Consider the following 23942-nt stretch of genomic DNA (forward strand, 5'->3'; position numbering starts at 1 on the left):
GGCTGGGTGGGTGGTTAGAAGCCTTGGGCTTGGGCTCGGCGTTTTACCTCGCGGGCCTGGTCGCCGGAGAGGGCGGCGGCTGGGGTGGCGCCGGGGAGGGTGTCGTCCGGCTCGTAGAGCCAGCGCAGGACGGCCTCGTCGTCGTAGCCGTTGTCGGCGAGCAGGTTGAGCACGCCGGGCAGGTGCTTGAGCACGGTCTGGTTGGCAACCAGGTCCGCTGGGATTCGGCGGACGCCGTCGCGGCGGACCGCCAACAGCTCCCGGTCACGGATCATCTGGTGCACCTTGCTGATCGACACGTCGAGGCGTTCCGCGACGTCGGGCAGGGTCAACCAGTCGGCCGGGTCGGTGGGTCCGGCGAGCTCCAGGCCGGGCGCGGCCTGATCGGGTACGGGTTCGGTCACCCGACAACCCTGCCACGCCACCGCCGCGACGAGCCACCGGCACCCCGGGCGGCCCTTCGGCACCCACTCTCTTGATCGCCCCTGACCAGCGAATAAGGGGCACAGCACGCGGCAGGACGGCCTCGGTCGGCGTCCGGCTGTAGCATCCTGTTCATCCTTAGCCTCTTGGACACATAGACTGCCTGCCGATGGACACTCAGGTCGCCGACACGTTGCTGGGCTCGCTGATCGACGGGCGCTACCGCATTCGCGGTCGCGTGGCCCGTGGTGGCATGGCGACCGTGTATACCGCTACCGACGAGCGCCTTGAGCGCACCGTCGCTGTCAAGATCATTCACCCGACCCAGGCGAGCGAGGCGCGGTCGAGGATCGCCAACTTCGTGGCCCGGTTCACCGACGAGGCGAAGACGATCGCCCGGTTGACCCACCCGAACGTGGTGGCGGTCTACGACCAGGGCACGCACGCCGGTCTGCCGTACCTGGTGATGGAGTACGTCCGGGGCCGCACGCTGCGCGACGTGCTGGCCGAGCGGCGCCGACTGAACCCGGACGAGACGCTGGCCATCGCCGAGCAGATGCTCGCCGCGATCGCCGCCGCGCACCGGGCGGGTCTCGTGCACCGTGACGTCAAACCGGAGAACGTGCTGGTCGCGGAGGCGCCCACCGGCGGCGTCGCCAACCTGGTCGACAGCGTCGTGAAGGTGGCTGACTTCGGGCTGGCCCGCGCGGTCGAGGCGAGCGCCGACGAGGAGCAGGGCAACCAACTGATGGCCACCGTGGCGTACGTCGCCCCGGAGCTGGTCACCGAGGGTCGCGCCGATCCGCGCACCGACGTCTACTCGGCCGGCATCGTGCTGTTCGAGATGCTCACCGGCCGGGTGCCGTACGACGGGGACCGCCCGGTGGACGTCGCCTGGCAGCACGTCGACCGGGACGTGCCGGCGCCCTCGACGTTGGTGCCGGGCCTGCCGCCGGTCCTCGACGACCTGGTGCAGCGGGCCACTCGGCGTGATCCGGGTGCCCGGCCCGCGGACGCCGGCGCGCTCTTGGCCGAGGTGCAGGTTGCCCGGGACCGCCTGGGCGACGTCAACAGCCACACCGCAGTACTCCGCCCGGTCAGCGACGAACCGTCGTTCTCCCAGCCGACCATGATGGTCGCGGCGGTCCAGCCGCCCAACCGCCCGGCGTGGGCCCGGCTGCCCGAGGGGGCCAGCGGCCAGGGGCCGGGACGGCGTCGGGCCGCCCCGGAGCCCGCGGAGGGCCTGGGCGCCCGGCTGGCCGCGCTGCGCAGCACGATGCTGAACAACCCTCGTGGCCGGCTGGCCGTCGCGGCCGTGGTGGTGACGCTGGGCCTGGTGGCCGCGATCGGGGGTTGGTGGTTCGGCGTCGGCCGCTACACGGATGCTCCGCAGCTGGTGAGCCTGACCAAGACCGAGGCGCAGGCGCGGGCCGACCGCGCCGGGCTGGTCCTTGAGTACGCCGAGCCGCGCTTCGACGAGAAGGCACCGAAGGACAGCGTGTTGGGGCAGAGCCCGGCATCCGCTGCCAAGATCGTCAAGGGTGGCACAATCACCCTGACCCTCTCCCTAGGTCCGGAGCGTTTCCCCGTACCGGACGTGATCGGCAAGGTGTTCGAGCTCGCCGAGGCGGACCTGCTCAACGTGAAGCTGGTGGTGGCCAAGGGCACCCCCCGCTACGACGACAGCCTGCCGGCCGGGGTCGTGGTGGACATCTCGCCCAAGGTGGGCGCCGAGGTCAAACCAGGGGCGAAGGTCACTCTCATTCTGAGCCGGGGCAGGGCGCCGGTGACGGTGCCGAACCTGGTCGGCAAGAGCCTGACCGAGGCCCGGACGGCCCTGGCCCAGCTCAACCTGGTGCTGGTGGAGACCTACAAGGACTCCGACAAGCCGAGGGACGAGATCCTCGGCCAGAGCCCGGCCGATGGCGCCGGCGTGGAGAAGGGCACCCAGGTCAAGTTGGACGTCAGCAAGGGGCCACCGCTGGTCGCCATGCCACGGGTGATCGGCCTCCCATGCCAGCAGGCCAAGCAGGTGTTGGAGGGCCAGGGCTACCCGGTGACGATGACGATCAACCCGAACGCCGTGGTCCGGATCCAGATCCCGGGCGAGAACGCGCAGGTGGCGCCCGGCACCCCGGTCACCCTGACGTGCTTCTGATGCCGACGATCTCCGCGCGGCCGGTGGGCACGCACACTCCGACCTCGGGTGGGCTGGCGAAGGCTGCCCTGCCGTACGCCGACGTGACGGGTGCACAGGTGGTGCAGGTCTACGTCTCCAACTCGCGAGGCTGGGCACTGCCCAACGGCGACCCCGGGCAGGACGCCCTGTTCCGCGACGGTTGCGCCGAGCGGGGCATTCCCGCGTTCATCCACGCGGCGCTGCTGGTCAACCTCGGCTCGCCCACCCCGGCCACCGTCGAGAAGTCGGCCCAGACGCTGGCGCACGCGCTGCGTCGAGGTGTGGCGATCGGCGCGCGGGGGGTGGTGTTCCACGCGGGCAGTTCGGTGGACGAGGGGCACGCCGAGGCGGCGATGCGACAGGTTCGCGAGGTGTTGCTGCCGTTGCTCGACTGGGCCGCCGACGCGGGCGGGCCGATGTTGCTGGTCGAGCCGAGCGCGGGTGGAGGCCGGTCACTCGCCTCCCGGGTGGAGCAGCTCGGGCCCTACCTGGACGCGGTGGACGGGCACCCCATGCTCGGGGTCTGCTTCGACACCTGCCACGCGTGGGCGGCCGGCCACGACCTGGCTGCCGAGGGTGGCATGACGGCGACCCTGGACACCCTGGTGGCCACGGTCGGTGCGGACCGGCTGCGGCTGATCCACGCCAACGACTCGAAGGATCTGTGCGGCTCCACCCGGGATCGGCACGAGAACATCGGCAAGGGCGCGATCGGTGAGCCCGCGTTCGCCGAGCTGATGGCCCACCCGGCGACCGCCGGCGTCCCGATCGTCGTGGAGACGCCCAGCGAGAAGCACGTGGGCCACGCCGCCGACATCACCACCCTCACCCGCCTGGCCCGCCCCTGACCTGGGCAGGTCAGGGGTCAGGGGTCAGGCTGCGGCGAAAATACGGGGTAGGGCTGCGACGGCGCGGTCGATGTCCGCGTCGCTGAGGCCCAGGTGGGTGACCAGGCGGGCGGTACGAGGGCCGAGCACCGAGATCAGTACGCCCTCGGCCCGCGCCGCGGCGGCCAGGGCCCGTGCGTCGAGGGTGTGCTTGGTGAGGTCCAGCGCGACCAGGTTGGTACGGACCGTCGTGGCCAGCACACCGAACGGCGCGACCGCCTCGGCGAGCCGGGCCGCCTTCGCGTGATCGTCGGCCAGCCGGTCGATGTGCTGCGCGAGCGCGTACCGACCGGCGGCGGCGAGAATGCCGGCCTGGCGCATGCCGCCGCCCATCCGCTTACGGATCATCCGAGCTCGCTCGATCTTGTCCGCGCTGCCCACCACCAGCGAGCCGACCGGCGCGCCCAGACCCTTGGAGAGGCACACCGACATCGTGTCGAAGAGCCGGCCGTACTCGATCAGCGGCACCCCGTCGGCGACGTGCGCGTGCCAGATCCGGGCACCGTCGCAGTGCAGCGCGACGCCCGCCTCGTCGGCGACCCCGCGCAGATCCCGCAGGGTCGCCAGCGGAATCACCCCGCCGCCGCCCCGGTTGTGGGTCTGCTCGACGGCGATCGCGCGGGTGGGGACGGCGAAGTAGCCGTCCGGCCGGATCATCCCGGCCACCACCTCCGGGTCGATGTCCGCGCCCACCGCGGGCCAGGTCCGCGAGGAGATTCCGCCGTACGCGGCCGCGGCGCCAATCTCGTACGTGACCACGTGCGCGTCGGCGTCGCAGAGCAGCTCGTCGCCGGGCGACACCGACAGTTGCAGGGCGATCTGGTTCGCCATCGACCCACTCGGGGCGAACAGCGCCGCCTCGTGCCCGAACAACGCGGCGACCTCGGCCTCCAGCGCGTTGACGCTCGGGTCCTCGCCGTACACGTCGTCACCGACCTCGGCTGCGGCCATCGCCGCCCGCATCCCGGCGGTTGGTCGGGTCACCGTGTCGGACCGCAGGTCCACGAACAAATCAGTCATTGTCATCCCTTCGGCTGGTGACTGCGGGGTTCGCAAGTTCACTCAGCTCAGCCACGGAGCATCTCCGCTACGAGGAACGCCAACTCCAACGACTGCTGGGTGTTCAGCCGCGGGTCGCAGGCGGTTTCGTACCGGTCGGGCAGGTCGAGATCCTCGATGCCCTGGGCGCCACCGAGGCACTCGGTGACGTCTTCGCCGGTCAACTCGACGTGCAGGCCACCGGGGTGGGTGTCCAGCCCTCGGTGCACCTCGAAGTAGCCGAGCACCTCGTCGACGATGCGGTCGAAGTGCCGGGTCTTGTAGCCGTTGGACGACTCGTGCGTGTTGCCGTGCATCGGGTCGCACTGCCAGACCACCTTGGCGCCGGCGGCGGTGACCTTGGCGACGATCGGCGGCAGCGCGTCGCGTACCCGGTGGTTCCCCATCCGGCTGATCAGGGTGAGCCGACCGGGGATGTTGTCCGGGTTGAGCTTCTCGCACAGCTCGATCGCCTCGTCCGGGGAGGTGGTCGGGCCGAGCTTGACCCCGATCGGGTTGGCGATCCGGGAGATGAAGTCGATGTGCGCGCCGCTGATCTGCCGGGTGCGCTCGCCGATCCAGAGGAAGTGCCCGGAGAGCCCGTAGGCCCGCCGGTCGGAGACCCGGGTGAGCGCGCGGTCGTACTCCAGGGCGAGGGCCTCGTGGGAGCAGTAGAGCGTGACGGTGCGCAGCGCCTCGTCGTCGGTCAGGCCGCAGGCCCGGATGAACGCCAGCGCCCGGTCGATCTCCCGGGCGATCGCCTCGTAACGCTCCCCGGCCGGGGAGTTCTTCACGAAACCCTTGTTCCAGTCGTGCACGGCGTGCAGGTCGGCGAGCCCGCCGGCCAGGTACGCCCGGAGCATGTTCATCGCCGCCGCTGAGTTGGCGTACGCGCGGATCATGCGCTGCGGGTCGGCGACCCGGGCGGCCGGGTCGGCCTCCAGCGAGTTGATCATGTCGCCGCGGTAGGCGGGCAGGCCGCGCGCGTCGGTCGGCAGCGAGCGGGGCTTCGTGTACTGCCCGGCGACCCGGGCGACCTTGACCACCGGCAACGACGCGCCGTAGGTGAGCACGATCGCCATCTGGAGCAGGGTGCGGGCATTGGCCAGCAGGTGGCTCTCGGTGTTGTCGACGAACGTCTCGGCGCAGTCACCACCCTGCAGCAGGAACGCCTTGCCCTCGCAGACCAGGGCGAGCTTCTGCCGGAGCTGGTCCACCTCGTAGGGCGCGACGACCGACGGCACGGTGTCGAGGACCTTGCAGACCGCGGCGACGGCGGCCGGGTCGGACCACGGCGGAACCTGCTCGCGGGGCAACTCCCGCCATCGGTCCAGGCCGAGCGCGGCGTCCTCGGCGGAGTCGACGGTCGGTCGACTGGTCTGCAGGCCCGGGCTGCTCACCGCGGGATGGCTCAGCTGATGCCACTCATGGCGCATGACGGAAAGCGTACGGCGACCGTCGGGGTGACCGGGCAGCGAGGGGGACGGTTCCGGCAGATGGGAGATCAATCTGCCGGGCGCTGGTCAGGACGCGGGGGAAGGAGCGACACCGGTCGGCGTCGGGGCGGCCGGCCCACCCGGCGCTTCCGCGGCGATGCACCAGTCGCTTCCGTCCCGGGTGACCGTGAAGACCAGCGGTCGAGCGACGGTGCGCTTGCCGACCGTGACCGAGACCGAGACGCGGACTTCCTGCCCGAGCGGACCGGACCGGATGTCGGTGATCGCCGCCTCGGGCACCTGGAAGTGGTCGGCGAAGTCGCCGTTGGGACCGGTGGCGCCCAGGTCGAAGCCGTCGTGCAGCAGAGCGCAGAGCTGGCTGCGGCCGGCGGCGACGTCCTTGGCCGCCATCGCGTCGAGGTACGCCTGCACGCGCTCCCGGGAGCGGGTGGCGGCCTCGTCGGCGGGCGCTCGGGCCGGCTTGGTGGCGGACTCGTCCTCATCCCCGCCGCCGATCCCACAGCCGACCAGGGCGACCGGCAGCAGCATCAGCCCGGCGGCGGTCGCCGCCAGCCTGCGGTACGTCGGGCGCATGATCACCTCCGTCGACGGTGAGATCGAAACGTGCCGAGCCGCGAGTCTGCCACATCGAGCTGATCGAACCCAACGGCGGCGGCCCGGTCGACGCTGGACGTCGACCGGGCCGCTGCGTCACGGGCGGGAAGGGGCGGTGCGGGCCCCTCCCCGCCGTGTGGGTGGTGCGTCGGCCTTCGGCTCAGCCGAGGCCGCCCTTGATGGCGCCGATCAGCTCGCCGTTGCTCGTGTCACCGGAGAGCTCCCAGAAGAACGCGCCACCGAGGCCCTGGTTGTTCGCGTACGTCATCTTGCCGTTGATGGTCGACGGGGTGTCGTAGCTCCACCAGTTGCTGCCGCACTTGGCGTACGCGGTGCCGGCGATCGTGCCGGTGGCCGGGCAGGTGTTCTTGAGGACCTTGTAGTCCTCGATGCCGGCCTCGTAGGTGCCCGGTGCCGCGCCGGTGGCGCTGCCGCCCGGTGCCGCCTGGGTGACACCGGTCCAGCCCCGCCCGTAGAAGCCGATGCCGAGCAGCAGCTTGTTGGCCGGCACACCCTTGCTCTTGAGCTTCTGGATCGCCGCGTCGGAGTTGAAGCCCTGCTGCGGGATGCCGGTGTACGAGGTCAGCGGCGAGTGCGGCGCCGTCGGCCCCTGGGCGGCGAACGCCCCGAAGTAGTCGTACGTCATCGGCATCAGCCAGTTGAGGTTGCCGATGGCGCCGGCGTAGTCGGTCGCGTCGATCTTGCCGCCGTTGCTGCCGTCGGCGGTGATGGCGGCGGTGACCAGGGCGTTGGACCCGAACTTCGAGCGCAGCGCGCTGATCACGTTCTTGAAGGCGTTCGGGCCACTGGTGTCACAGCTCAGGCCGCAGGCGTTGGGGTACTCCCAGTCGACGTCGATGCCGTCGAAGACGTCCGCCCAGCGCGGGTCCTCGACCAGGTTGTAGCAGCTCTCGGCGAAGGCGGCCGGGTTCTGCGCGGCCTGGGTGAAGCCGCCGGACCAGGTCCAGCCACCGAACGACCAGATCACCTTCAGGTGCGGGTTCAGCTGCTTGAGCTTGCGCAGCTGGTTGAAGCTGCCCCGCAGCGGCTGGTCCCACGTGTCGGCGACACCGTCGACGCTGTCCGCCGCGGTGTACGCCTTCTCGTAGTCGGCGTAGCTGTCACCGATCGAGCAGCGACCACCGGTGGTGTTGCCGAAGGCGTACAGGATGTGGGTCAGCTTGGCGGCCGAGCCGCTGGTCTGGATGTTCTTGACGTGGTAGTTGCGGGCGTACACGCCCCACTCGGCGAAGTAGCCGACGACCTTCTTGCCGCCCGGGTTCGGCGGGTTGGTGGTCGGCGGAGTCGTCCCGCCGCCGCACGCGGCACCGTTGATGGTGCAGTTCAACGGCGCCTTGTAGGCACCGGTGCCGTTGTAGCCCCAGCTGAACGAGGCGCCGGGGGCGAGGCTGCCGGCCCAGCTCTTCTTGACCGCGACGTAGTGGTTGCCGCTGCTGGTGACGTCGGCGTCCCACGCGCTGCTGATGGTGGTGCCGGACGGCAGGTCGAACTCGATGCGCCAGGTGGTGACGGTGGCGCTGGAGCCGTTGGTGACGGTCACCTTCGTCTCGTGACCGGTCCCCCAGTCCTGCGCCTTGGTGAAGGTGGTGGTGACCGTGCCGGCGCCGAACGCGGTGGTCACCGGCACCGCTGCGACGGTCACGGCGACCACGGCACCGGCCCAGAGGGCCCGGCGGAGCGATCTTTTCATGCGGCGTCTCCCGAACTGTTAGGAAACTTTCCAAAAGCGATGGTGAGACGGTACTCACGGCGTCATCAGTTCGTCAAGATGTGCATGTTTCGATTTCTCCTGGTGCACGGAGTGCACACGCAGCGCCCACACCCGGGCCGTCGTCCGGCCGGCGCGTAGCCTCGGCCCATGACCGTCTTCGACATCGCGATCGACGCCCTCAACGGCGGCCCCGCCGACCTGGCCAGCTACCGCGGCAAGACGTTGCTGATCGTCAACGTCGCCTCCCGCTGCGGCCTCACCCCCCAGTACGCCGGCCTCCAGAAGCTCGCCGACTCCTACGCCGACCGGGGCCTGGTGGTGCTCGGGGTGCCGTGCAACCAGTTCGCCGGGCAGGAGCCAGGCAGCGCCGCCGAGATCAGCGACTTCTGCCAGGTCAACTACGGGGTCACCTTCCCGCTGACCGAGAAGGTCGACGTCAACGGCCCCGACCGGCACCCGCTCTACGCCGCGCTCGTGGAAACCCCGGACGCCGACGGGCACACCGGTGACGTGCGATGGAACTTCGAGAAGTTCCTGGTGGCCCCGGACGGCTCGGTCGCCGCCCGCTTCGCGCCCACGGTCGAGCCCGGCTCCGACGACCTACGCGCGGCCATCGAAAAGACCCTCCCCAACCCGGCCTGACGCCCACCCGGGCCGCTCGGCCCGGCGCGTCCGATGGGTGGCCTCCGGCTTTCGCCGGTCACCGACCAGCGTGGGCAGTACGTTGTGCAGGACGGGCTCGCGGCACAACCAGGCACCCGCCGGGACGGCGAAGGTCGCGAGGCCCTCGGCGAGACAACGCATGCCCGGCAGCCCGCGTAGCCGCCCGGCAGCGGCAACCGAATAACCCACCAGGCTGGTTGGGAATGCCTCGCGGGCGGACGGAGTTGGGGACGAGTATGACAACTGTGGGACTGATCGGCAGTGGCAACATCGGCGGCACCGTGGCCCGGCTGGCCGTTGACGCCGGCTACGACGTGGTGCTGAGCAACTCGCGGGGCCCGGAGACCCTCACCGACCTGGTCGAGACCCTGGGCGCGCACGCCAGCGCCGGCACCGCCCAGGACGCCGCGCAGGTCGGTGACCTGGTGGTGGTCAGTGTGCCGCTCAAGGCGTACCGCGCGGTGCCCGTGGAGCCACTGGTCGGCAAGGTCGTCATCGACACCAACAACTACTACGCCCAGCGCGACGGGGCCTTCCCGGAGCTGGAATCGGGCGAGGTCACCAGCAGCGAACTGCTCCAGCAGCACCTGCCGGAGTCGCGGGTGGTCAAGGTCTTCAACAACATCTACTTCAAGGGCCTGGCCGCCCTCCCCCGGCCGTCCGGTGCCCCCGATCGCAGCGCACTCGCGATCGCTGGCGACGACGCCGCCGCGAAGGCCGAGGTGACCGCCTTCCTGGACCGGATCGGCTATGACACGGTGGATGCCGGCTCGCTGGCCGAGGGGTGGCGCTACCAGCCGGACACCCCGGCGTACGGCACGCTCTACTCCGCCAGCCCGACCGACTGGGAGCACCCGGCCTCGGCCGACGCCGCGAAGCTGCGCGCCGCCCTGGCCGCCGCCACCCGCTGAGCAGGGCCGCCGCCCTCCCGCGACCGCCTACCGGGTGGTCGTGCGGAGGGCGGCGGCGAGTTCGTCGTCGTAGCTGGCGATCGGCTGCCCATCCACGTCGTAGGCGACGAGCCGGCCGTGAGTCATCGTCGCCGAACGGAACGAGAAGGTACGCGTACCCGGGTAGGCGGCGAGCAGCGGAATGGCCCTGGGTGCCCCACCCGGGGCGGAGTAGTACTCCAGGCGGGTCACCTGCGGGGAGACCACGCCGTTGACCCGGACCTTGGTCTTCTCGGCGCGGGTGCCGAAGGTGACCGGCATGTCGGTGGCGTAGGCGGCGCATTCGGCCGAGCCACGGCAGACGAAGAAGTATCGCGGGTTGACCACGTCGCCGAGGGTGTACGCCTTGAAGGTGGGGTCGGCCCCGGCCGGCAACGGCTGCACGGCGAAGAACGCGACCGCCACCGTGGCCGTGACGCCTACCCGCAGCCAGGCACGACCGGCGGCCGGTCGTCTGCTCGTGCGCTGGGCGGCGACGGCGACACCGCCGAAGCCGACGAGGCACAGAACGCACACCCCGACGGCACGCGCGTTCTCGAAGAGGAACTGCACCCCCGGCCGCGTCGAGACCGGGCTGAGCGCCGCGCCCAACGAGACGACCATGGCGGCGAGCAGCGCCGCGCCGGCGGCCCGCTGGGTGACGCCGGACGCGCCGATCAGCAGCATCGCGGCGAGCACCGGCCAGATCTGATGGTGGGTCCAGGACACCGGGGACGCGGCCACGGTGGCGCAGCCGACGAGCACGGCGGCGTGCCCGGGGCAGCCCTGCCGCGTCAATTGTCGGGCCCGGAGCAGCGCCGCCGCGCAGATCAGTGCCACCATGGCGGCCCAGAGCAGGGGCAGCGCCGTCTCGCCGACGCCGACGCGCAGCAACATTCCGTGCAGGGACTGGTTGCCCAACGAGGACAGATTGCCGATGCGGGAGGTCTGTCGCACGGTCTCGGTCCAGTAGGACCAACTCTCCGAGGGCAGCACGATCGCGGCGAGCCCCGCGCAGGCCACGAACGTGGCCGCCGACCGGCCGGCGTCACGGTAGCGCCCGACGGCGAGGAAGTAGACCACGAACAGCAGCGGGGTGAGCTTGATCGCCGCGGCCATCCCGACCAGCGTCCCGCGCAGCCGGGGTGGGACGACGCCCAGCCCATCGAGCAGCGCCATCAGGACGATGAAGAGGCTGACCTGCCCGAAGCGTAGATTGCTCTGCACCGGCGCGGAGAGCATCAGCACGGTGGCCGCCAGCGCCACGACGAGCGGGCGCCGGGAAGATCGGGTGGTCAGCACGACGCCCACCGCACCGGCGATGGCGACGACCGCCGCGCACGTCGCCACCAGCCAGATCCCCTGGAGTACGCCCTCGCTGACGGCGGTGATCGGCCACAGCACGAGAGCGGCGAACGGCGGGTAGGTGAACGGACCGCCGTTCGCCGCCACATACCCGTACAGCGGCTTGCCGGCGCGCAGGTCGGACAGCGCACCGTAGTAGATGTGCAGGTCGGAGAGGCGATCCGGACGGCGCAGAACGAGCACACCGGACACCAGCGCGACGACGACGAAGGCCGCCCACGCCAGCGCCACCCGACGATCCCGCATCGCCCGAGAATAGGCGACCGTCCTGGTCCGTGTGGGCCCCGTGGATCTCTGGTCAACGCGGCATTGGCCGTCGGACTTCGGCTGGTCCGGGTCGTCGAGTCGGGCCCGGGCGGAGTCCCCGACCTCTTCGGCCTCCTCGCCCTGCGCGATCGGTAGCGACAGCGGCAAAAAAGATCGCTGTGGCAACTTGCATGGCAGTCCCGTTCACGGGACCCTGTTCTCTGGGTTGCCGCCCGCTCACCGAACGTGCCCCCGGAGGCGACATGCACATGCTTCGTACCGTGCCCCGCCGGCTGCTGGCCGGCTCCGGCGCGCTCCTGCTCGGCACCGCCCTCGCCGCCGCCGCCATTCCGGTTCCGGCCAACGCCGCGACGGGCCCGGACACCGTCGGATACGTCCGACTCGCGCACCTCTCCCCGGACACCCCGGCGGTGGACGTCTACCTGGCCGCGCCGGACGCGGCGAAGCCGCAGGTCTTCCCCGGCGTCGGTTACGGCGCGGTCTCCGACTACCTCGAACTCGCGCCGGGCCGGTACGCGGTGGCCATGCGCGAGGCCGGCGCCCCCGCCAGCGACCCCCCGGTGCTCACCACCGAGGTCGCGGTGACCAGCGGAAACGCCTACACGGTGGCCGGTGTCGGCCGGCACGCCGACCTCGGCCTGCGGGTGCTCGACGACGATCTCAGCGCCCCCACCGACGGCCGCGCCAAGGTGCGGGTCGTGCAGGCGTCGGTGCGGACCCCGGTGCTCGACGTGGCCGCCGCCGACGGCCCGATGATCGCCCGCGGGGTGCAGTTCGCCACCACGACCGACTACCAGCAGGTCGAGCCGGGCAGTTGGCGGCTGAAGCTGACCGGTGCCGGGGGGCCGAGCACCGACGCCGAGGTGCGGCTCACCGGCGGCGCTGTCTACTCACTGCTGGTGCTCGACGCGAAGCAGGGCGGGCTCACCGCCGAGCTGCGCCGCGACGCCGAAGGCGGCACCGTCGTCCCGGCCGGCGGGGTCGACACCGGCGCCGGTGGCACCGCCGGGGCCGAGTTCGACGCGTACCCCCTGATGGCCGGCGGTCTGGCCGTGGCGGCCGGCGCGGCGGCCCTGCTGCTCTGGCGCCGGGGGCGGCGCACCACCTGGTGAGCGCCGGGCCGGCCGCGTCGATCCAGCGGCACCGTGATCGCCGGACACCGCTGGCCGCGCTGGTCGCGGCCGGCGCGGCGGTCTGCCTGGCCGTCGGCACCGGGGTCGGGCTGGCCACCGCCGACCCGCCACCGCCGGTGGCGAGCTGGCACCCCGGCTGCGGCGACGACTGCCCGTCGACGGCCGCCGCACCCACACCACACGGTCCACCCACCCGGGTACGCGTACCGCGCATCGGCGTCGACTCACCGCTCACGGTGCTGGGCCTGGATCGTGCCGGGGCGCTGATTCCGCCGACCGACTTCGACACCGCCGGTTGGTACGGCGGCGGCCCAGCCCCGGGCGACACCGGCCCGGCCGTACTCGCCGGGCATCTGGACTCACGGCGCGGCCCGGCGGTCTTCGCCCGGCTCGGCGAGCTGCGGCCCGGCGACCTCGTCGAGGTGTGGCGCGGCGGGCAGCGGTTGTCGTTCCGGGTGACCGGGTCGCTGCGTACCCGCAAGGAGCGGTTTCCGACGGCGGTGGTCTACGGGCCGACTCCCGGCGCTGAGCTGCGCCTGGTCACCTGCGGGGGCGACTTCGACCGGCGGCGGGGCCACTACGTCGACAACGTGGTGGTGTTCGCGGTGACCGAGGCCCGCGATCCGGTCCTGCCGACGTCCGCGGCGGGCTGAGCCGCGCACCCGGCCGGCATGGGGTCGCGCCGCGAAGTCCCAGCCCGCCGCTTGATCAACTCGGATTTAAGGATGTCGCGGTATCCGGCGTACCCGGATGCCGCGACTTTCAGGACCCCGAGCGCGGCGAGCTCAGCGAGGGCGTCAGAGGGGGCGGCGGCCGGCGAAACCGCACTCGGCCCGGTGGTACCAGCGCACGTCGGAGTCGCCCTCCAGCCAGCACCAGAGCACGGCGCGGCCGGCCCGCTCACCGGGGAAGTCGAGCAGCACCGGGGCGATGCCCTTGACCTGGATGTCGTGCTGGTGCAGCTCGTCGACGACGGCGTGCAGCCGAGCCTCCAGCGCCTTCTCCTCGGCCAGCCCACCGAGCGCGCTGAGGCCGTGATCGGCCAGGTCGGCGCGCAGCTCGGCCAGGTCAGCCCGGACCCGGATCAACTCGTCGACGCGCGGCCGCAGAGTGGCCACCAGGTGCCGGGCCTGGGCAAGTGTGAACACCGGGCCAGTATGCGGCACACAGGGCCCCACGACGTGCCCCGAACGCTCAGTCGGCCTGTGCCGCCAGCTCGCGGGCCCGATCCCGGGCGGCCTCCAGCGCGGCGAGCAGCGCCGCGCGTACGCCGTGCTTCTCCAGCTCACGGATCGCCGAAATGGTGGTGCCGGCCGGCGAGGTGACCGCCTCGCGCAGCTTGACCGGGTGCTCGCCGGAGTCGCGCAGCATCACCGCCGACCCGATGGCGGTCTGCACGATCAACTCGTGCGCCACCTGGCGGGGCAGCCCGAGCAGGATTCCCGCGTCGACCATGGCTTCGACAAGCAGGTAGAAGTAGGCCGGGCCGGAGCCGGAGAGCGCGGTGACCGCGTCCTGCTGCGACTCGGGCACCCGGATCGTCTGGCCGAGCGGCTTGAACATCTCCTCGGCCAACGTCAGGTGCGCCCCGGTGGCGTACGCCCCGGCGGAGATCGCGGTCATCGCCTCGTCCACCAGCGCCGGGGTGTTGGTCATCACCCGCACCACCGGGGTGCCCTCGGGCAGCCGGCGGCTGAAGAAGCTGGTGGGCAGACCGGCGCAGAGCGAGATGACGAGCTTGTCGGCCGGCACCTTGGGGCCGATCTCGTCGAGCAGCGTGGCGGCGTCCTGCGGCTTCACCGAGACCGCGAGCACCGCCGCCTCGTCCACCGCGGTCAGGTTGTCGACCACCCGTACGCCGTAACGGGCGGTCAACTCCTCGGCGCGAGCGGGCCGGCGGGCGGTGGCCAGCAGCCGGTCCACCGGCCATCCCGAGCGAAGCAGCCCGGAGAGCATCAGCTCACCGATCTTGCCGGCGCCGATCACCGCGACCGTGTGCACCCCGGCTGACATGTCGGCCCGTACCCCCTCGCATCGGTTCGCGGCGCGGCGGACCCGCAGGCCCGCCGCGCCGCCGACGATCGATCAGCTACCGAAGAAGACCTCAGCCTCGGCGTACCGCTCGAGCGGCACGGTCTTCAGCTCGCGGGTGGCCTCGGCCAGCGGCACCCGGACGATGTCGGTGCTCTGCATCGCGACCATCTTGCCCCAGTCGCCGTCGTTGACGGCGTCGATGGCCTGAAGGCCCAGGCGGGTGGCGAGCACCCGGTCGAAGGCGGTCGGGGTGCCACCGCGCTGGATGTGGCCCAGCACCACGGTGCGGGCTTCCTTGCCGGTCTTGGCCTCCAGCTGCTCGGCGAGCCACTGGCCGATGCCGCCGAGGCGGACGTGGCCGAACGAGTCGAGCTCCTGGTTGGCGAGGACCATCTGGCCGTCCAGCGGCTGGGCGCCCTCGGCGACCACGACGATCGGGGCGTACTGGTGCTGGAAGCGCTTCTCGACGTAGCCGGCCACCTGGTCGACGTCGAACTGGCGCTCGGGCAGCAGGATCACGTTGGCGCCGCCGGCCAGGCCGGCGTGCAGGGCGATCCAGCCGGCGTGCCGGCCCATCACCTCGACGACCAGGGTGCGGTGGTGGCTCTCCGCGGTGGTGTGCAGCCGGTCGATGGCCTCCATCGCGATGTTGACCGCGGTGTCGAAGCCGAAGGTGTAGTCGGTGGCGCCGAGGTCGTTGTCGATCGTCTTCGGCACGCCGACGACGTGCACGCCCAGCTCGTAGAGCTTGGTGGCCACGCCGAGGGTGTCCTCGCCGCCGATCGCGATCAGGGCGTCCACGCCCTGGGCGGCGAGGTTGTCCTTGATCCGCTCAACGCCGTTCTCGATCTTGAACGGGTTGGTCCGGGACGAGCCGAGGATGGTGCCGCCGCGGGGCAGGATGCCGCGGACGTCGGCGATGTCCAGCGGCCGGGACAGACCCTCCAGCGGGCCCTTCCAGCCGTCCCGGAAGCCCACGAATTCGTGACCGTAAGTGGCGACGCCCTTGCGGACCACCGCCCGGATGACCGCGTTGAGACCCGGGCAGTCGCCGCCGCCGGTGAGCACGCCGATACGCATGATCCGCTCATCCTCCTGGAGCATCAGGTAAAGCCCGATTTGCCCCAGGGTATGTGTCAGGTCAGACCATCGGCGCCGTTGCCGGCCCGGGGCGGGCCGTCACTGCGCACTGTAGTCGGCCCGCCGGTACGGCGACAGCGCGCCCCGGCCACCGCCCCCCGGTCAGTAGGTCACCTCGCGGTTCTCGCCGACCTCCGGTGGCCGGCCGGTGACCGCGGCCTTCGCGTACCCGAGCAGGTTCACCACGGTGCTGCTCGGCGAGTCCCAGTACTCGGCGGAGCTGGCGTGCACCTTGATCAGCGTCAGGCCGGGGGTGTCCAGGCCGTCAGGGAACCACGCCTTGAGCAACGGGTTCCACAGCTGCTCGGCGCGGGCCCGGTCGAAGCCCTCGGTGGCGGTGCCGGAGATCGACACCCACGCGTTGCGCTTCTGGTCGGAGAAGGCGATGTTGACCTCCGGGTTCACCCGGAGCTGGCGGACCTCGGCCGAGTCGGCGGAGGCGAAGAACCACAGCTCGCCGTCGAACTCGGCCTCCTGGAGCCCCATCGGCCGACTCACCTGCCGCCCGTCCAGAGCAGTCGTGGTGAGCATGCAGATCCGCGCGGCCCGGGCCAGGCCGGTGACCCGGGCGCGCGCCTGCGCTGCGCTGGTCGGCTGGTCGCTCATGGCAATCTCCCTCGGCTCGGCTGGTCGAACCGTTGCCCGGGACAGAACCGGTCAAACCTACGGCGACGGCCACCAATCAACGGGCGGTCATCGCCCGCCAGCGGGCCAGGTTGTGCCGGGCATCGACCAGAGCATCGTGCCGGGCCGCGTCCGCGTCCGGCAGGGGCGGCCTACCCCTGTCGTCCCAGAGCTGCCGCAGCTCCTTGGTGTAGCGGGGAATCTCCCGGGGCAGCGCCGGCATCGCACCCCAGAGCTGGGCGAGCACCACGTGGTCGTACGCGGCGAACCAGGCCCACAACTCCAACTGCTCCCCCGGCCGGTCCCGGATCGGCTCGATCAGGAAGTCGTACAGGTCGTCGCGGATGCGCTCGCGCGAGCGCCAGGCCCGGTCCGCCGGGGAGGGCAGCTTGTCCAGCACGTTGCGTCGAACCCAGGGCACGGCGCGGGAGTCGTCGAACTCGGTGGAGACCGCGTAGAACTCGCGGCCGTACTCGTCGACGACACCGATCGAGACGAGGTCGACGGTCGTGCCGTCCTCGATGAACTCGCAGTCGTAGAAGTAGCGGTAGACCATTCCGGGCATCTTCGCCCACCGCCGCTCATCGGTGCCCGGCGGGGGCCTGCGCGGAGGCGGACCCGCCGCGGTGACACCTCGTGAACGGCGCGTCGCAGCTCGTGACGGTCACGGAAGTGCTTCGAGGGGTGTACAGCAAGCGACCGGACCGTCATGATCTGATGTGTACCGCTACCGGACGCCGAATCGGTGTCAGTTCACCTTGTCGGGGCCCATCAGGTTCGCCCGGTGAGCGGGTTGTGGTCCATGACCGGGGGAGGGGTTGGGCCGTGGAGGTTCGCCTGCCAGAGCCGGGTGACGCGCTCACGGGTGTCGAGATGTTCGCCGGGCTGGAGCCCGAGGTGCGGCAACGCGTCATCGCTGCCGCTGTTCCACGTACCTACCGCAAGGGCCAACTGCTCTTTGTGGAGAACGACCCCGGCGAGTCGCTGATCGTGCTGCGCCGTGGCGCGGTGGCCGTGTTTCGCACCGCACCCACCGGCGAGCGGGCGGTGCTGTCGGTTATCCGTCCACCGGACGTGCTCGGCGAGGTTTCCCTGCTCGACGCGTCCACCCGGTCCGCCTCGGCGGAGGCCATTGAGGACTGCGCGGCGCTCGCCCTCTCGCGGGGCGCGTTCATGGAGCTGGTGCACTCCAACCCACGCATCCTGGACGCGGTGATGCGCTCACTGGGCGGGCTGATCCGCCGGCTCACCGAGCAGAACGCCGACCACGTCTTCCTCGACCTGCCCGGTCGGGTGGCGAAGACGCTGGTGCGGTTGGCCGGCGAGAGCCAAGCCCCGATGATCACGATCGAGCTCAATCAGAGCCAGCTGGCCGAGATGGCCGGTGGTTCCCGGCAGAGCGTCAACCAGGCGATCGGCTCGTTCGCGAGCCGCGGCTGGCTGCGTACCGAGGGCCGCCGGATCGTGGTGACCGACGTGGCCGCGCTGCGTCGCCGCGCCGGCATGGCCGACCGCTGACCGACCGGCCCGCCCCAGCTTTATCGCCGGACGCGGTGAGGCAGCCGGATGAGTGCGGACGACGGACCGTGGCCCGCCGGCCGCACCCGGGCGATCAGTTCTCCGTGCTGTCGGCCGGCGGCGCGCCCGGCCCCGGACCGATCTTCTTCGGGTCGGTCGGCTTACCAGCCGTGGACGTGCTCGACGAGGTGGTCGTGGTCTCCCCCGACCCGCCCGACTGACCTTCAGGCTCTTCCACCATGCCCTGCTCCTCCAGTTCGGCGAGAGTCACCGCATCGACGTCGATCGTGTCGCCCGGAGCCCACTGCGTGCCACCCGGATCGGTCCACGAGGCGGACAATCGTACCTGCACGGCACTCTCCCTGACATGAAACTTCCTGGTAGGGAACACTAACCCCGACCGATCGAAGACGTTGCCCGTCCACACGTCGGGTACCCGACTGGCGGATCAGCCGCGATACTGACCCCTCTCGCCCACGGAGTTGAACATCGACCTCAAGTGTGGACACTGCGCACGCGCGGCCGGGCCGGACGACCGCTTCTGCGGCGGGTGTGGCCAGCCGCTCGGGGTCAACTGTGCGCACTGCGGGCACGCCAACAGCACCGAGGTCAACTTCTGCACCAGCTGCGGGCAACCGCTGCGGGACCACGTCGTGGTGGTGCACGAGGACCGGCGTCAGGTCAGCGTGCTCTTCGTCGACATCGTGGACTTCACCAGGTACGCGGAGCAGGCCGACCCGGAGCAGGCCCGCGGTCTGCAGCAGACCTACTTCGCCACGGTGCGCCGGATCGTGCACCAGTACGGCGGGGTGGTCGAGAAGTACATCGGTGACGCGGCGATGGCGCTGTTCGGCGCGCCGGTGGCCACCGACAACGACGCGTTGCGGTGTGTCCGCGCCGGCCTTGAGCTGCAGCGAAACCTGGCCCGCCAGCCCGCCGGGCCGCAGCCGCCCCTGGGCTTCCGGGTCGGCATCGCGACCGGCGAGGCCCTCGTCGACCTCTCCGCCACCCGCGACGGTGGGCAGGCCTTCGTGACCGGAGACGTGGTCAACACGGCGTCCCGCCTGCAGGGGTTCGCCCCACCGGGCGGTGTGGTCGTCGACGAGAGCACCTGGTCGGCCACCCGACACGAGATGGAGTACGCCGACCAACCACCGGTCACCCTGCGCGGCCGGTCCGCGGTGAGCCGGATCTGGCTGGCCGTCCAGGTCCGCCCACACCGGGACCCGCGCGGCGCCGAGCTGACCCCGATGGTGGACCGGGAGCACGAGCGCGGCCTGCTGGTCAACGCGCTGCACCGGATGGTGACCGAGCGGACCTCCCAGTTGGTGACGGTGTTCGGTCCGGCCGGTGTGGGCAAGAGTCGGCTGCTGCGCGAGCTGGCCCGGCACGCTGGCAGCATGCCCGGTCCGCCGGTCACCTGGCTCGTCGGGCAGTGCCCGCCGTTCGGCGAGAACGTCACCTGGGCCGCACTGTCGGACATCGTGAAGACCTGGGTTGGCGTGCCGGAGGTCGACGACCCGGCCGCGCTGCGCGAGCGTCTGCGGGCCCGTCTGGGGCAGCTCGCCGACCCGGACGCGACCCGGCTGGCCGAGGCGCTCGGGCCGCTGATCGGCGTACCCGGCGAGCGGCTCACCCCCGGTGAGACCGAGGCGGCGTGGCGGCGGTTCCTGCTCGCCCTGGCCTCCACCGGCCCGACCGTGCTGGCCTTCGAGGACATGCACTGGGCGGACCAGGCGATGCTCGCCTTCGTCGAGCAACTGGGCGCGACAGCGCGCGGCGTACCGCTGCTGGTCGTCGCGACCGCCCGGCCGGAGCTGCGGGAACGGCACCCGGCCTGGACGGGCACGATCAGTGGCGCGATGTCCATCTCGGTGCCGCCGATGCACGACACCGACATCGACACCCTCTACTCGCTGCTCCTCGGGCAGTCGACGCTGCCCTCCGGCTCGCGTACCCCGCTGATCGAGTTCGCCGACGGCAACCCGCTCTACGCCCAGGAGTACGCCCGGATGCTGCTGGACGGTGGCCTGCTCGACGGGGTCAATCCGGCCGTCCGCCCCGACCTCGACGGTGGCCCGGAGATGCCCCGCACGGTGCAGGCGGTGATCGCGAACCGGCTCGACCTGCTGGACCCGGCCGACCGGGCGGTGCTCCAGGCCGCCGCCGTGGTCGGCGTGGTGTTCTGGGCCCCGCCGGTGGCGATGGCGCTGGGGCGGCCGGTGGAGTGGGTCGAGCGTGCGCTGGACCGCCTGCAACGTCGCGACCTGGTGTACGAGCAGAGCACCTCGACGATGCCCGGCCAGTCCGAGTACCGGTTCCGGCACATCCTGGTGCGCGACGTCTGCTACCAGCGGCTGCCCAGGGCCGAGCGGGTGCTGCGCCACCAACGCACCGCCGACTGGATGGCGCAGCTCACCGACGGCCGGCAGTACGACCTGGCCGAGGTGCTGGCCAACCATCGCTGGGCGGCACACGAGATCGCCCGGACCGTCGGGCTGGACACCGCGCCCTACGCCCCGCCGGCGCGGGCCGCGCTGCACCGGGCGGCCCGCCGGGCGTACGAGCTGCACGCGCTGGACACCGCCGCCGCGCTGGTCAACCGGGCGCTGGCCCTGGACGTCGGGCCGGACCCGGCGTTGGAGCTGTTCGACGCCGAGTTGGCGTTGTATCGGGACGGCGACGCCTTCCTGGTTGCGGGGGGCACGGGCACCCTCACCCGGCTGGCCGAGCGGCTCACCGCGAGCGGCGACCGGACGGGGGCGGCGCGCGCCTGGACGCTGCTCGCCACCGCCGCCTGGAGTCGGGCCGACCGTTCGACGACGCTGCACTGCCTGGACCAGGCGATCGGCATCTACAGCGACCTACCGGACAGTCAGGAGAAGGCGGGCGCCCTGCTGGAGTTGGCCCGGGTGCACATGCTGAACGCGGAGACCGAGCCGGCGTGCACCGCGGCGCGGGCGGCAGCAGCCCTCGCCGAGCGGCTTGAGCTGCGCGAGGTCCAGGCCAATGCACGGATCACCCTGGCGGTGGCGCGTTACCTGGCCGGTTCCGCCTCGGCGTTCCCGGAGCTGGCGGAGGTGACCGAACACTGCCGGGTGGAGCGGTTGACCAGTCGACGCCGGGCGGTGCAGAACCTGGCCTGGGCGTTGCAGGAGGAGGGCGACCTGGCCGGCTCGGCCCGGTTGGTCGACGAGCAGCTCACCCTTGACCTGGGCGGCGAGCACAGCCTGGCCACCAGCTTCGCCGACCAGTGGGCGCGGTCGTACTACGCGGGTGACTGGACGGCGGCGCTGGCGATGGCGGCGGAGTCGACCCGACGGCCGACCGCGGAGTGGGATCTGCACATCGTGGCGGTGTCGGGTTGGATGCGCGGGTTGGCCGGAGCCGAGCTGGACGCCACCGGGGTGCCGGACGGAACGGGTGCGGATCTGGTCGAGCAGGCGCTGGTCGCGGCGCGGCGCAGCGGATTCCACCGGGTGCTGCGCTCCACCCTGGCGCACGCCGCGCTGTGTCGGGCGGTGCAGGGCCGCCGCGAGGAGGCGATGGCGCTGCTCACCGAATTGGACGAGGACTGGCGGCGGACCCGGATGATTCCGTTCGCGGAGTGGGTGCCGGCGGTCGGGCACGTCGCCGGGGTGCTCGGCGCGGACGCGGCCCGGCTGGTCCGGCAGCTGCTCGACCGGGCGCCCCGGATGACCCCGTGGGCTCACGCCGCCGGTCAGGTCGCCGACGCCACGCTGGCCCGGCACGCCGGGGACGCCCCGACCGCGACGAGCCTGCTGCGCTCGGCGGCGGCGAGCTACGCCCGGATGACCGACGTCACCGACGAGGTCATCACGCTGGCGCTGGCGATCGGCCCGCTGGTCGAGACCGACCCGCCGGCCGCCGCCGCGACCCGCGCCCGCCTGGACGACTTCGCCACCCGGCACCGCGCTCCCGCCCTGCTTCACCTGCCCTGACCGTCGAGCGGGCCGGCGCGGCGGGTGGCTAGGCGGCCAGCGGTGCCGCGACCGGCTCCTTGAGCTTCTGGGCGTAGATGTCGACGTACTCCCGACCGGAGAGCTCCATCAACTCGTACATGATCTCGTCGGTGACCGCGCGCTCGACGAACCGGTCGCCGGCCAGCCCGGCGTAGCGGGAGAAGTCCAGCGGCGCCCCGAACCGGATCTTCACCCGGTCGATCCTGGGGATGAGCTTGCCCGGCGGCTGGATCTCGTCGGCGTTGAGCATCGCCACCGGCACCACCACCGCGCCGCTCTCCAGGGCGAGCCGGGCCACGCCGGTCTTACCCCGGTAGAGCCGCCCGTCCGGGGAGCGGGTGCCCTCGGGGTAGATGCCGGCCACTCCCCCGGCCCGCAGCACCTGCAACTGGGTGTCCAGGGCGGCCCGCGCGGCCCGGCCGCCGGAGCGGTCCACCGGAATCGTGCCGGTGCCGACGAAGAACATCTTCGTCAGCCAGCCCTTGATCCCCTTGCCGGTGAAGTATTCGGCCTTGGCGACGAAGGTGACCTTCCGGGCGGTGATCAGCGGTGTGAAGATCGAGTCGGAGAAGGAGAGGTGGTTGCTCGCCAGGATCACCGGACCGGTCGCCGGCACGTTGCGCAGGCCCTCCACCTGCGGGCGGAAGATCAGCTTGAGCAGCGGACCGAGGATGACGTACTTCAACAGCCAGTAGAGCACCGGCGTCCTTTCCCGTGGTGTGCCCGCGACAGCGCCAGCCGTCGTCGCCGCCGAGCCTACGAAGCGAGCGCTCTCACCACAACGGACGTCGTTCGAGGGCTGGGGCATCGAGCCATGCCACGATCACCGAGATCGCACTTGTCGCGCAAGAACGGACAAAGGAGGCCCGCCGCGACCTGCGGGAGGAGTCGTGACTTTGGAAGACGCGACACAACGCACTCCCGGAACCATGCCCTGACGTGTCACGATTCACGGTGCGTCTACCGTCCGGCCCCGTCCGGCCCCGTCCGGCTTAGGCCGTCTGGCTTCGGCTCCGTCGCCCGACGATCCGGCTCCGTACGGCTCCGTCGCCCCCGATCCGGCTCCGTGGAATAGCAACCGGAATAGCAGACCGGTTAGCTCCGCGCCTGCCCTTCGGCTACAAAGACGCCCTTGCCCTGCCGGCCGTAGACCAGCCCCCGGTCATGTAGCAGGCCAAACGAGCGATTGACCGTGGCAAGTGAGACGTGGTGTTCTTCGGATAGCTCCGCAGCGGACGGTAGTTTGTCGTGCGCTGTCAGTTTGCCGGACCTGATCAGCTCGGTGATCAAGTCGGCGATCCGCCGGTACTCAGCCTGCTCGTAGGGCACGCCTCAGAACAGTAGCCGTCAGGCCAGTCAAATACCACAGGGTTCGACACATGTCAAGCTCCTCAGAGCCGTACATATGTCAGAGCCCGCAACACGTTGAGGAGGCAGCCGTCTTGCCCGACGTCACGAGAGAGGTCCCGTTCGTCGTGCAGATCGCCTGGACCCGCATCGACGCCCACCGAGGAGAACGGTGCCGGGAGTGCCACCCCTGCGGTTGGTGCCCCGGGATGGCCATGGCCCGAGCGCAGATCGCCGCCTGGCGGAAGACCCGCCCATGGTGAACGGGCTCAAGGCCGGCGACCTGTTGCACATCGACCGGGCCGCGTCGGTCCAGTTCGCCATCCCGTTCCGGTTCCGGCTGATCAAAGTGCTGGCCGACCGGATCACCTACGACGGGTGGGTCTGGTTGGAGGGGTACCAGCTCGACAGTCGGGGTGAGGCGCTCGCCCGCCGGGAGCTGTTCGTCCAGAAGGAGGGGTTGCGGCTGTTGGCCGAGCCGCCGCCGCAGGGTCGGCCGGTGCCGGTGCGGGGGCGGGCGAACCAGGCCACCCACCGGCACCGGCAACCGGACCCGTCTCGGAAGCCCTCCCCCGCGCCGCGCCGCCCGGCGGGGTGTCAGGGCGGGGTCGGGCGGCGCGGCGCGGGGG

At 71.6% G+C, this 23942-nt stretch carries 23 protein-coding genes; 9 read left to right on the plus strand and 14 right to left on the minus strand.

Annotated elements, in window-relative coordinates; genetic code table 11:
• Positions 1–14: 14 nt before the first annotated feature.
• On the minus strand, positions 15–404 hold the full coding sequence (locus DLJ59_RS25860; protein WP_091408069.1) for an Rv2175c family DNA-binding protein: 390 nt from the start codon (positions 402–404) through the stop codon (positions 15–17).
• 188 nt (positions 405–592) lie between these two features.
• Here DLJ59_RS25860 and pknB point away from each other — a divergent pair, with 188 nt between their 5' ends.
• Together pknB and DLJ59_RS25870 are read left to right on the plus strand one after the other, a co-directional pair.
• Complete coding sequence (pknB, locus tag DLJ59_RS25865) at positions 593–2581, plus strand: Stk1 family PASTA domain-containing Ser/Thr kinase (RefSeq protein ID WP_124775376.1); 1989 nt, start codon at positions 593–595, stop codon at positions 2579–2581.
• Entirely contained in the window at positions 2581–3450 is an 870-nt protein-coding gene (locus DLJ59_RS25870; RefSeq protein ID WP_124775378.1) for a deoxyribonuclease IV, read from the plus strand. Before pknB ends, DLJ59_RS25870 begins: the two co-directional genes overlap by 1 nt.
• 24 nt (positions 3451–3474) lie before the next feature.
• Here DLJ59_RS25870 and DLJ59_RS25875 read toward each other — a convergent pair whose 3' ends face one another.
• The 4 genes from DLJ59_RS25875 to DLJ59_RS25890 all read right to left on the minus strand — a co-directional run bounded on the left by DLJ59_RS25875 (position 3475) and on the right by DLJ59_RS25890 (position 8289).
• Entirely contained in the window at positions 3475–4509 is a 1035-nt protein-coding gene (locus DLJ59_RS25875; RefSeq protein WP_124775380.1) for a threonine aldolase family protein, read from the minus strand.
• Between the two features lie 47 nt (positions 4510–4556).
• Complete coding sequence (locus DLJ59_RS25880; RefSeq protein ID WP_124775382.1) at positions 4557–5963, minus strand: class II 3-deoxy-7-phosphoheptulonate synthase; 1407 nt, start codon at positions 5961–5963, stop codon at positions 4557–4559.
• An 87-nt stretch (positions 5964–6050) separates the two neighbouring features.
• Positions 6051–6557: a nuclear transport factor 2 family protein gene (locus DLJ59_RS25885; protein ID WP_124775384.1), complete on the minus strand. Its 507-nt coding sequence runs from the start codon at positions 6555–6557 to the stop codon at positions 6051–6053.
• A gap of 181 nt (positions 6558–6738) precedes the next feature.
• The gene (locus DLJ59_RS25890) at positions 6739–8289 is read right to left on the minus strand and encodes a glycosyl hydrolase family 18 protein (protein ID WP_124775386.1); all 1551 of its coding nucleotides are present in this window, start codon (positions 8287–8289) and stop codon (positions 6739–6741) included.
• 168 nt (positions 8290–8457) lie between these two features.
• Here DLJ59_RS25890 and DLJ59_RS25895 point away from each other — a divergent pair, with 168 nt between their 5' ends.
• Both DLJ59_RS25895 and DLJ59_RS25900 read left to right on the plus strand, forming a co-directional pair.
• On the plus strand, positions 8458–8952 hold the full coding sequence (locus DLJ59_RS25895; protein ID WP_124775388.1) for a glutathione peroxidase: 495 nt from the start codon (positions 8458–8460) through the stop codon (positions 8950–8952).
• A 257-nt stretch (positions 8953–9209) separates the two neighbouring features.
• Positions 9210–9884, plus strand: a complete 675-nt coding sequence (locus DLJ59_RS25900; RefSeq protein WP_124775390.1) for an NADPH-dependent F420 reductase — start codon at positions 9210–9212, stop codon at positions 9882–9884.
• A 27-nt stretch (positions 9885–9911) separates the two neighbouring features.
• Here the strand turns inward: DLJ59_RS25900 and DLJ59_RS25905 are convergent, their stop codons facing one another.
• Positions 9912–11513: a glycosyltransferase 87 family protein gene (locus tag DLJ59_RS25905; protein WP_124775392.1), complete on the minus strand. Its 1602-nt coding sequence runs from the start codon at positions 11511–11513 to the stop codon at positions 9912–9914.
• A 263-nt stretch (positions 11514–11776) separates the two neighbouring features.
• Here DLJ59_RS25905 and DLJ59_RS25910 point away from each other — a divergent pair, with 263 nt between their 5' ends.
• Together DLJ59_RS25910 and DLJ59_RS25915 are read left to right on the plus strand one after the other, a co-directional pair.
• A complete protein-coding gene (locus DLJ59_RS25910; RefSeq protein ID WP_244236231.1) occupies positions 11777–12646 on the plus strand; it encodes a DUF4397 domain-containing protein in 870 nt (289 codons plus the stop codon).
• Positions 12643–13320, plus strand: a complete 678-nt coding sequence (locus tag DLJ59_RS25915; RefSeq protein WP_244236232.1) for a class F sortase — start codon at positions 12643–12645, stop codon at positions 13318–13320. The genes DLJ59_RS25910 and DLJ59_RS25915 overlap by 4 nt, the downstream gene beginning before the upstream one ends.
• Positions 13321–13464: 144 nt before the next feature.
• Here the strand turns inward: DLJ59_RS25915 and DLJ59_RS25920 are convergent, their stop codons facing one another.
• The 5 genes from DLJ59_RS25920 to DLJ59_RS25940 all read right to left on the minus strand — a co-directional run bounded on the left by DLJ59_RS25920 (position 13465) and on the right by DLJ59_RS25940 (position 17021).
• Positions 13465–13815, minus strand: coding sequence for a DUF2203 domain-containing protein (locus tag DLJ59_RS25920; RefSeq protein ID WP_124775394.1), 351 nt, complete (start codon positions 13813–13815; stop codon positions 13465–13467).
• Between the two features lie 46 nt (positions 13816–13861).
• Positions 13862–14680 (minus strand): pyrroline-5-carboxylate reductase, encoded by an 819-nt coding sequence (proC, locus tag DLJ59_RS25925; protein ID WP_124775396.1) that lies wholly within the window; start codon positions 14678–14680, stop codon positions 13862–13864.
• Between the two features lie 72 nt (positions 14681–14752).
• Positions 14753–15781, minus strand: coding sequence for a 6-phosphofructokinase (locus tag DLJ59_RS25930; protein ID WP_091408060.1), 1029 nt, complete (start codon positions 15779–15781; stop codon positions 14753–14755).
• Positions 15782–15943: 162 nt separating this feature from the next.
• A complete protein-coding gene (locus DLJ59_RS25935; protein ID WP_124775398.1) occupies positions 15944–16447 on the minus strand; it encodes a pyridoxamine 5'-phosphate oxidase family protein in 504 nt (167 codons plus the stop codon).
• A 76-nt stretch (positions 16448–16523) separates the two neighbouring features.
• Positions 16524–17021 (minus strand): polyadenylate-specific 3'-exoribonuclease AS, encoded by a 498-nt coding sequence (locus DLJ59_RS25940; RefSeq protein ID WP_030337709.1) that lies wholly within the window; start codon positions 17019–17021, stop codon positions 16524–16526.
• 269 nt (positions 17022–17290) lie between these two features.
• On the opposite strand from DLJ59_RS25940, the gene DLJ59_RS25945 reads away from it, so the two are divergent.
• A complete protein-coding gene (locus DLJ59_RS25945; RefSeq protein ID WP_091407574.1) occupies positions 17291–17983 on the plus strand; it encodes a Crp/Fnr family transcriptional regulator in 693 nt (230 codons plus the stop codon).
• Between the two features lie 94 nt (positions 17984–18077).
• Here the strand turns inward: DLJ59_RS25945 and DLJ59_RS25950 are convergent, their stop codons facing one another.
• Complete coding sequence (locus DLJ59_RS25950; protein ID WP_081884176.1) at positions 18078–18335, minus strand: hypothetical protein; 258 nt, start codon at positions 18333–18335, stop codon at positions 18078–18080.
• 130 nt (positions 18336–18465) lie between these two features.
• On the opposite strand from DLJ59_RS25950, the gene DLJ59_RS25955 reads away from it, so the two are divergent.
• Entirely contained in the window at positions 18466–21945 is a 3480-nt protein-coding gene (locus DLJ59_RS25955) for an AAA family ATPase (protein WP_244236233.1), read from the plus strand.
• Positions 21946–21973: 28 nt separating this feature from the next.
• On the opposite strand, the gene DLJ59_RS25960 is transcribed toward DLJ59_RS25955, so the two are convergent.
• Positions 21974–22666, minus strand: coding sequence for a lysophospholipid acyltransferase family protein (locus DLJ59_RS25960; RefSeq protein WP_124775400.1), 693 nt, complete (start codon positions 22664–22666; stop codon positions 21974–21976).
• A gap of 395 nt (positions 22667–23061) precedes the next feature.
• The gene (locus tag DLJ59_RS25965) at positions 23062–23295 is read right to left on the minus strand and encodes a GntR family transcriptional regulator (RefSeq protein ID WP_124775402.1); all 234 of its coding nucleotides are present in this window, start codon (positions 23293–23295) and stop codon (positions 23062–23064) included.
• 274 nt (positions 23296–23569) lie between these two features.
• Between DLJ59_RS25965 and DLJ59_RS37640 the strand changes: the two genes are divergently transcribed.
• The coding region (locus DLJ59_RS37640; RefSeq protein ID WP_244236234.1) for a hypothetical protein at positions 23570–23942 on the plus strand (373 nt) is incomplete at its 3' end.

Source organism: Micromonospora inaquosa (assembly GCF_003857055.1).
Lineage (GTDB): Bacteria > Actinomycetota > Actinomycetes > Mycobacteriales > Micromonosporaceae > Micromonospora > Micromonospora inaquosa.

Coding starts and splice junctions, on each gene's coding strand:
- DLJ59_RS25905 (WP_124775392.1), bottom strand. CDS start 11,513: ATGCGGGATCGTCGGGTGGCGCTGGCGTGGGCGGCCTTCGTCGTCGTC.
- DLJ59_RS25900 (WP_124775390.1), top strand. CDS start 9,210: ATGACAACTGTGGGACTGATCGGCAGTGGCAACATCGGCGGCACCGTG.
- DLJ59_RS25870 (WP_124775378.1), top strand. CDS start 2,581: ATGCCGACGATCTCCGCGCGGCCGGTGGGCACGCACACTCCGACCTCG.
- DLJ59_RS25940 (WP_030337709.1), bottom strand. CDS start 17,021: ATGGTCTACCGCTACTTCTACGACTGCGAGTTCATCGAGGACGGCACG.
- pknB (WP_124775376.1), top strand. CDS start 593: ATGGACACTCAGGTCGCCGACACGTTGCTGGGCTCGCTGATCGACGGG.
- DLJ59_RS25930 (WP_091408060.1), bottom strand. CDS start 15,781: ATGCGTATCGGCGTGCTCACCGGCGGCGGCGACTGCCCGGGTCTCAAC.
- DLJ59_RS25910 (WP_244236231.1), top strand. CDS start 11,777: ATGCACATGCTTCGTACCGTGCCCCGCCGGCTGCTGGCCGGCTCCGGC.
- DLJ59_RS25895 (WP_124775388.1), top strand. CDS start 8,458: ATGACCGTCTTCGACATCGCGATCGACGCCCTCAACGGCGGCCCCGCC.
- DLJ59_RS25885 (WP_124775384.1), bottom strand. CDS start 6,557: ATGCGCCCGACGTACCGCAGGCTGGCGGCGACCGCCGCCGGGCTGATG.
- DLJ59_RS25890 (WP_124775386.1), bottom strand. CDS start 8,289: ATGAAAAGATCGCTCCGCCGGGCCCTCTGGGCCGGTGCCGTGGTCGCC.
- proC (WP_124775396.1), bottom strand. CDS start 14,680: ATGTCAGCCGGGGTGCACACGGTCGCGGTGATCGGCGCCGGCAAGATC.
- DLJ59_RS25880 (WP_124775382.1), bottom strand. CDS start 5,963: ATGCGCCATGAGTGGCATCAGCTGAGCCATCCCGCGGTGAGCAGCCCG.
- DLJ59_RS25935 (WP_124775398.1), bottom strand. CDS start 16,447: ATGAGCGACCAGCCGACCAGCGCAGCGCAGGCGCGCGCCCGGGTCACC.
- DLJ59_RS25875 (WP_124775380.1), bottom strand. CDS start 4,509: ATGACTGATTTGTTCGTGGACCTGCGGTCCGACACGGTGACCCGACCA.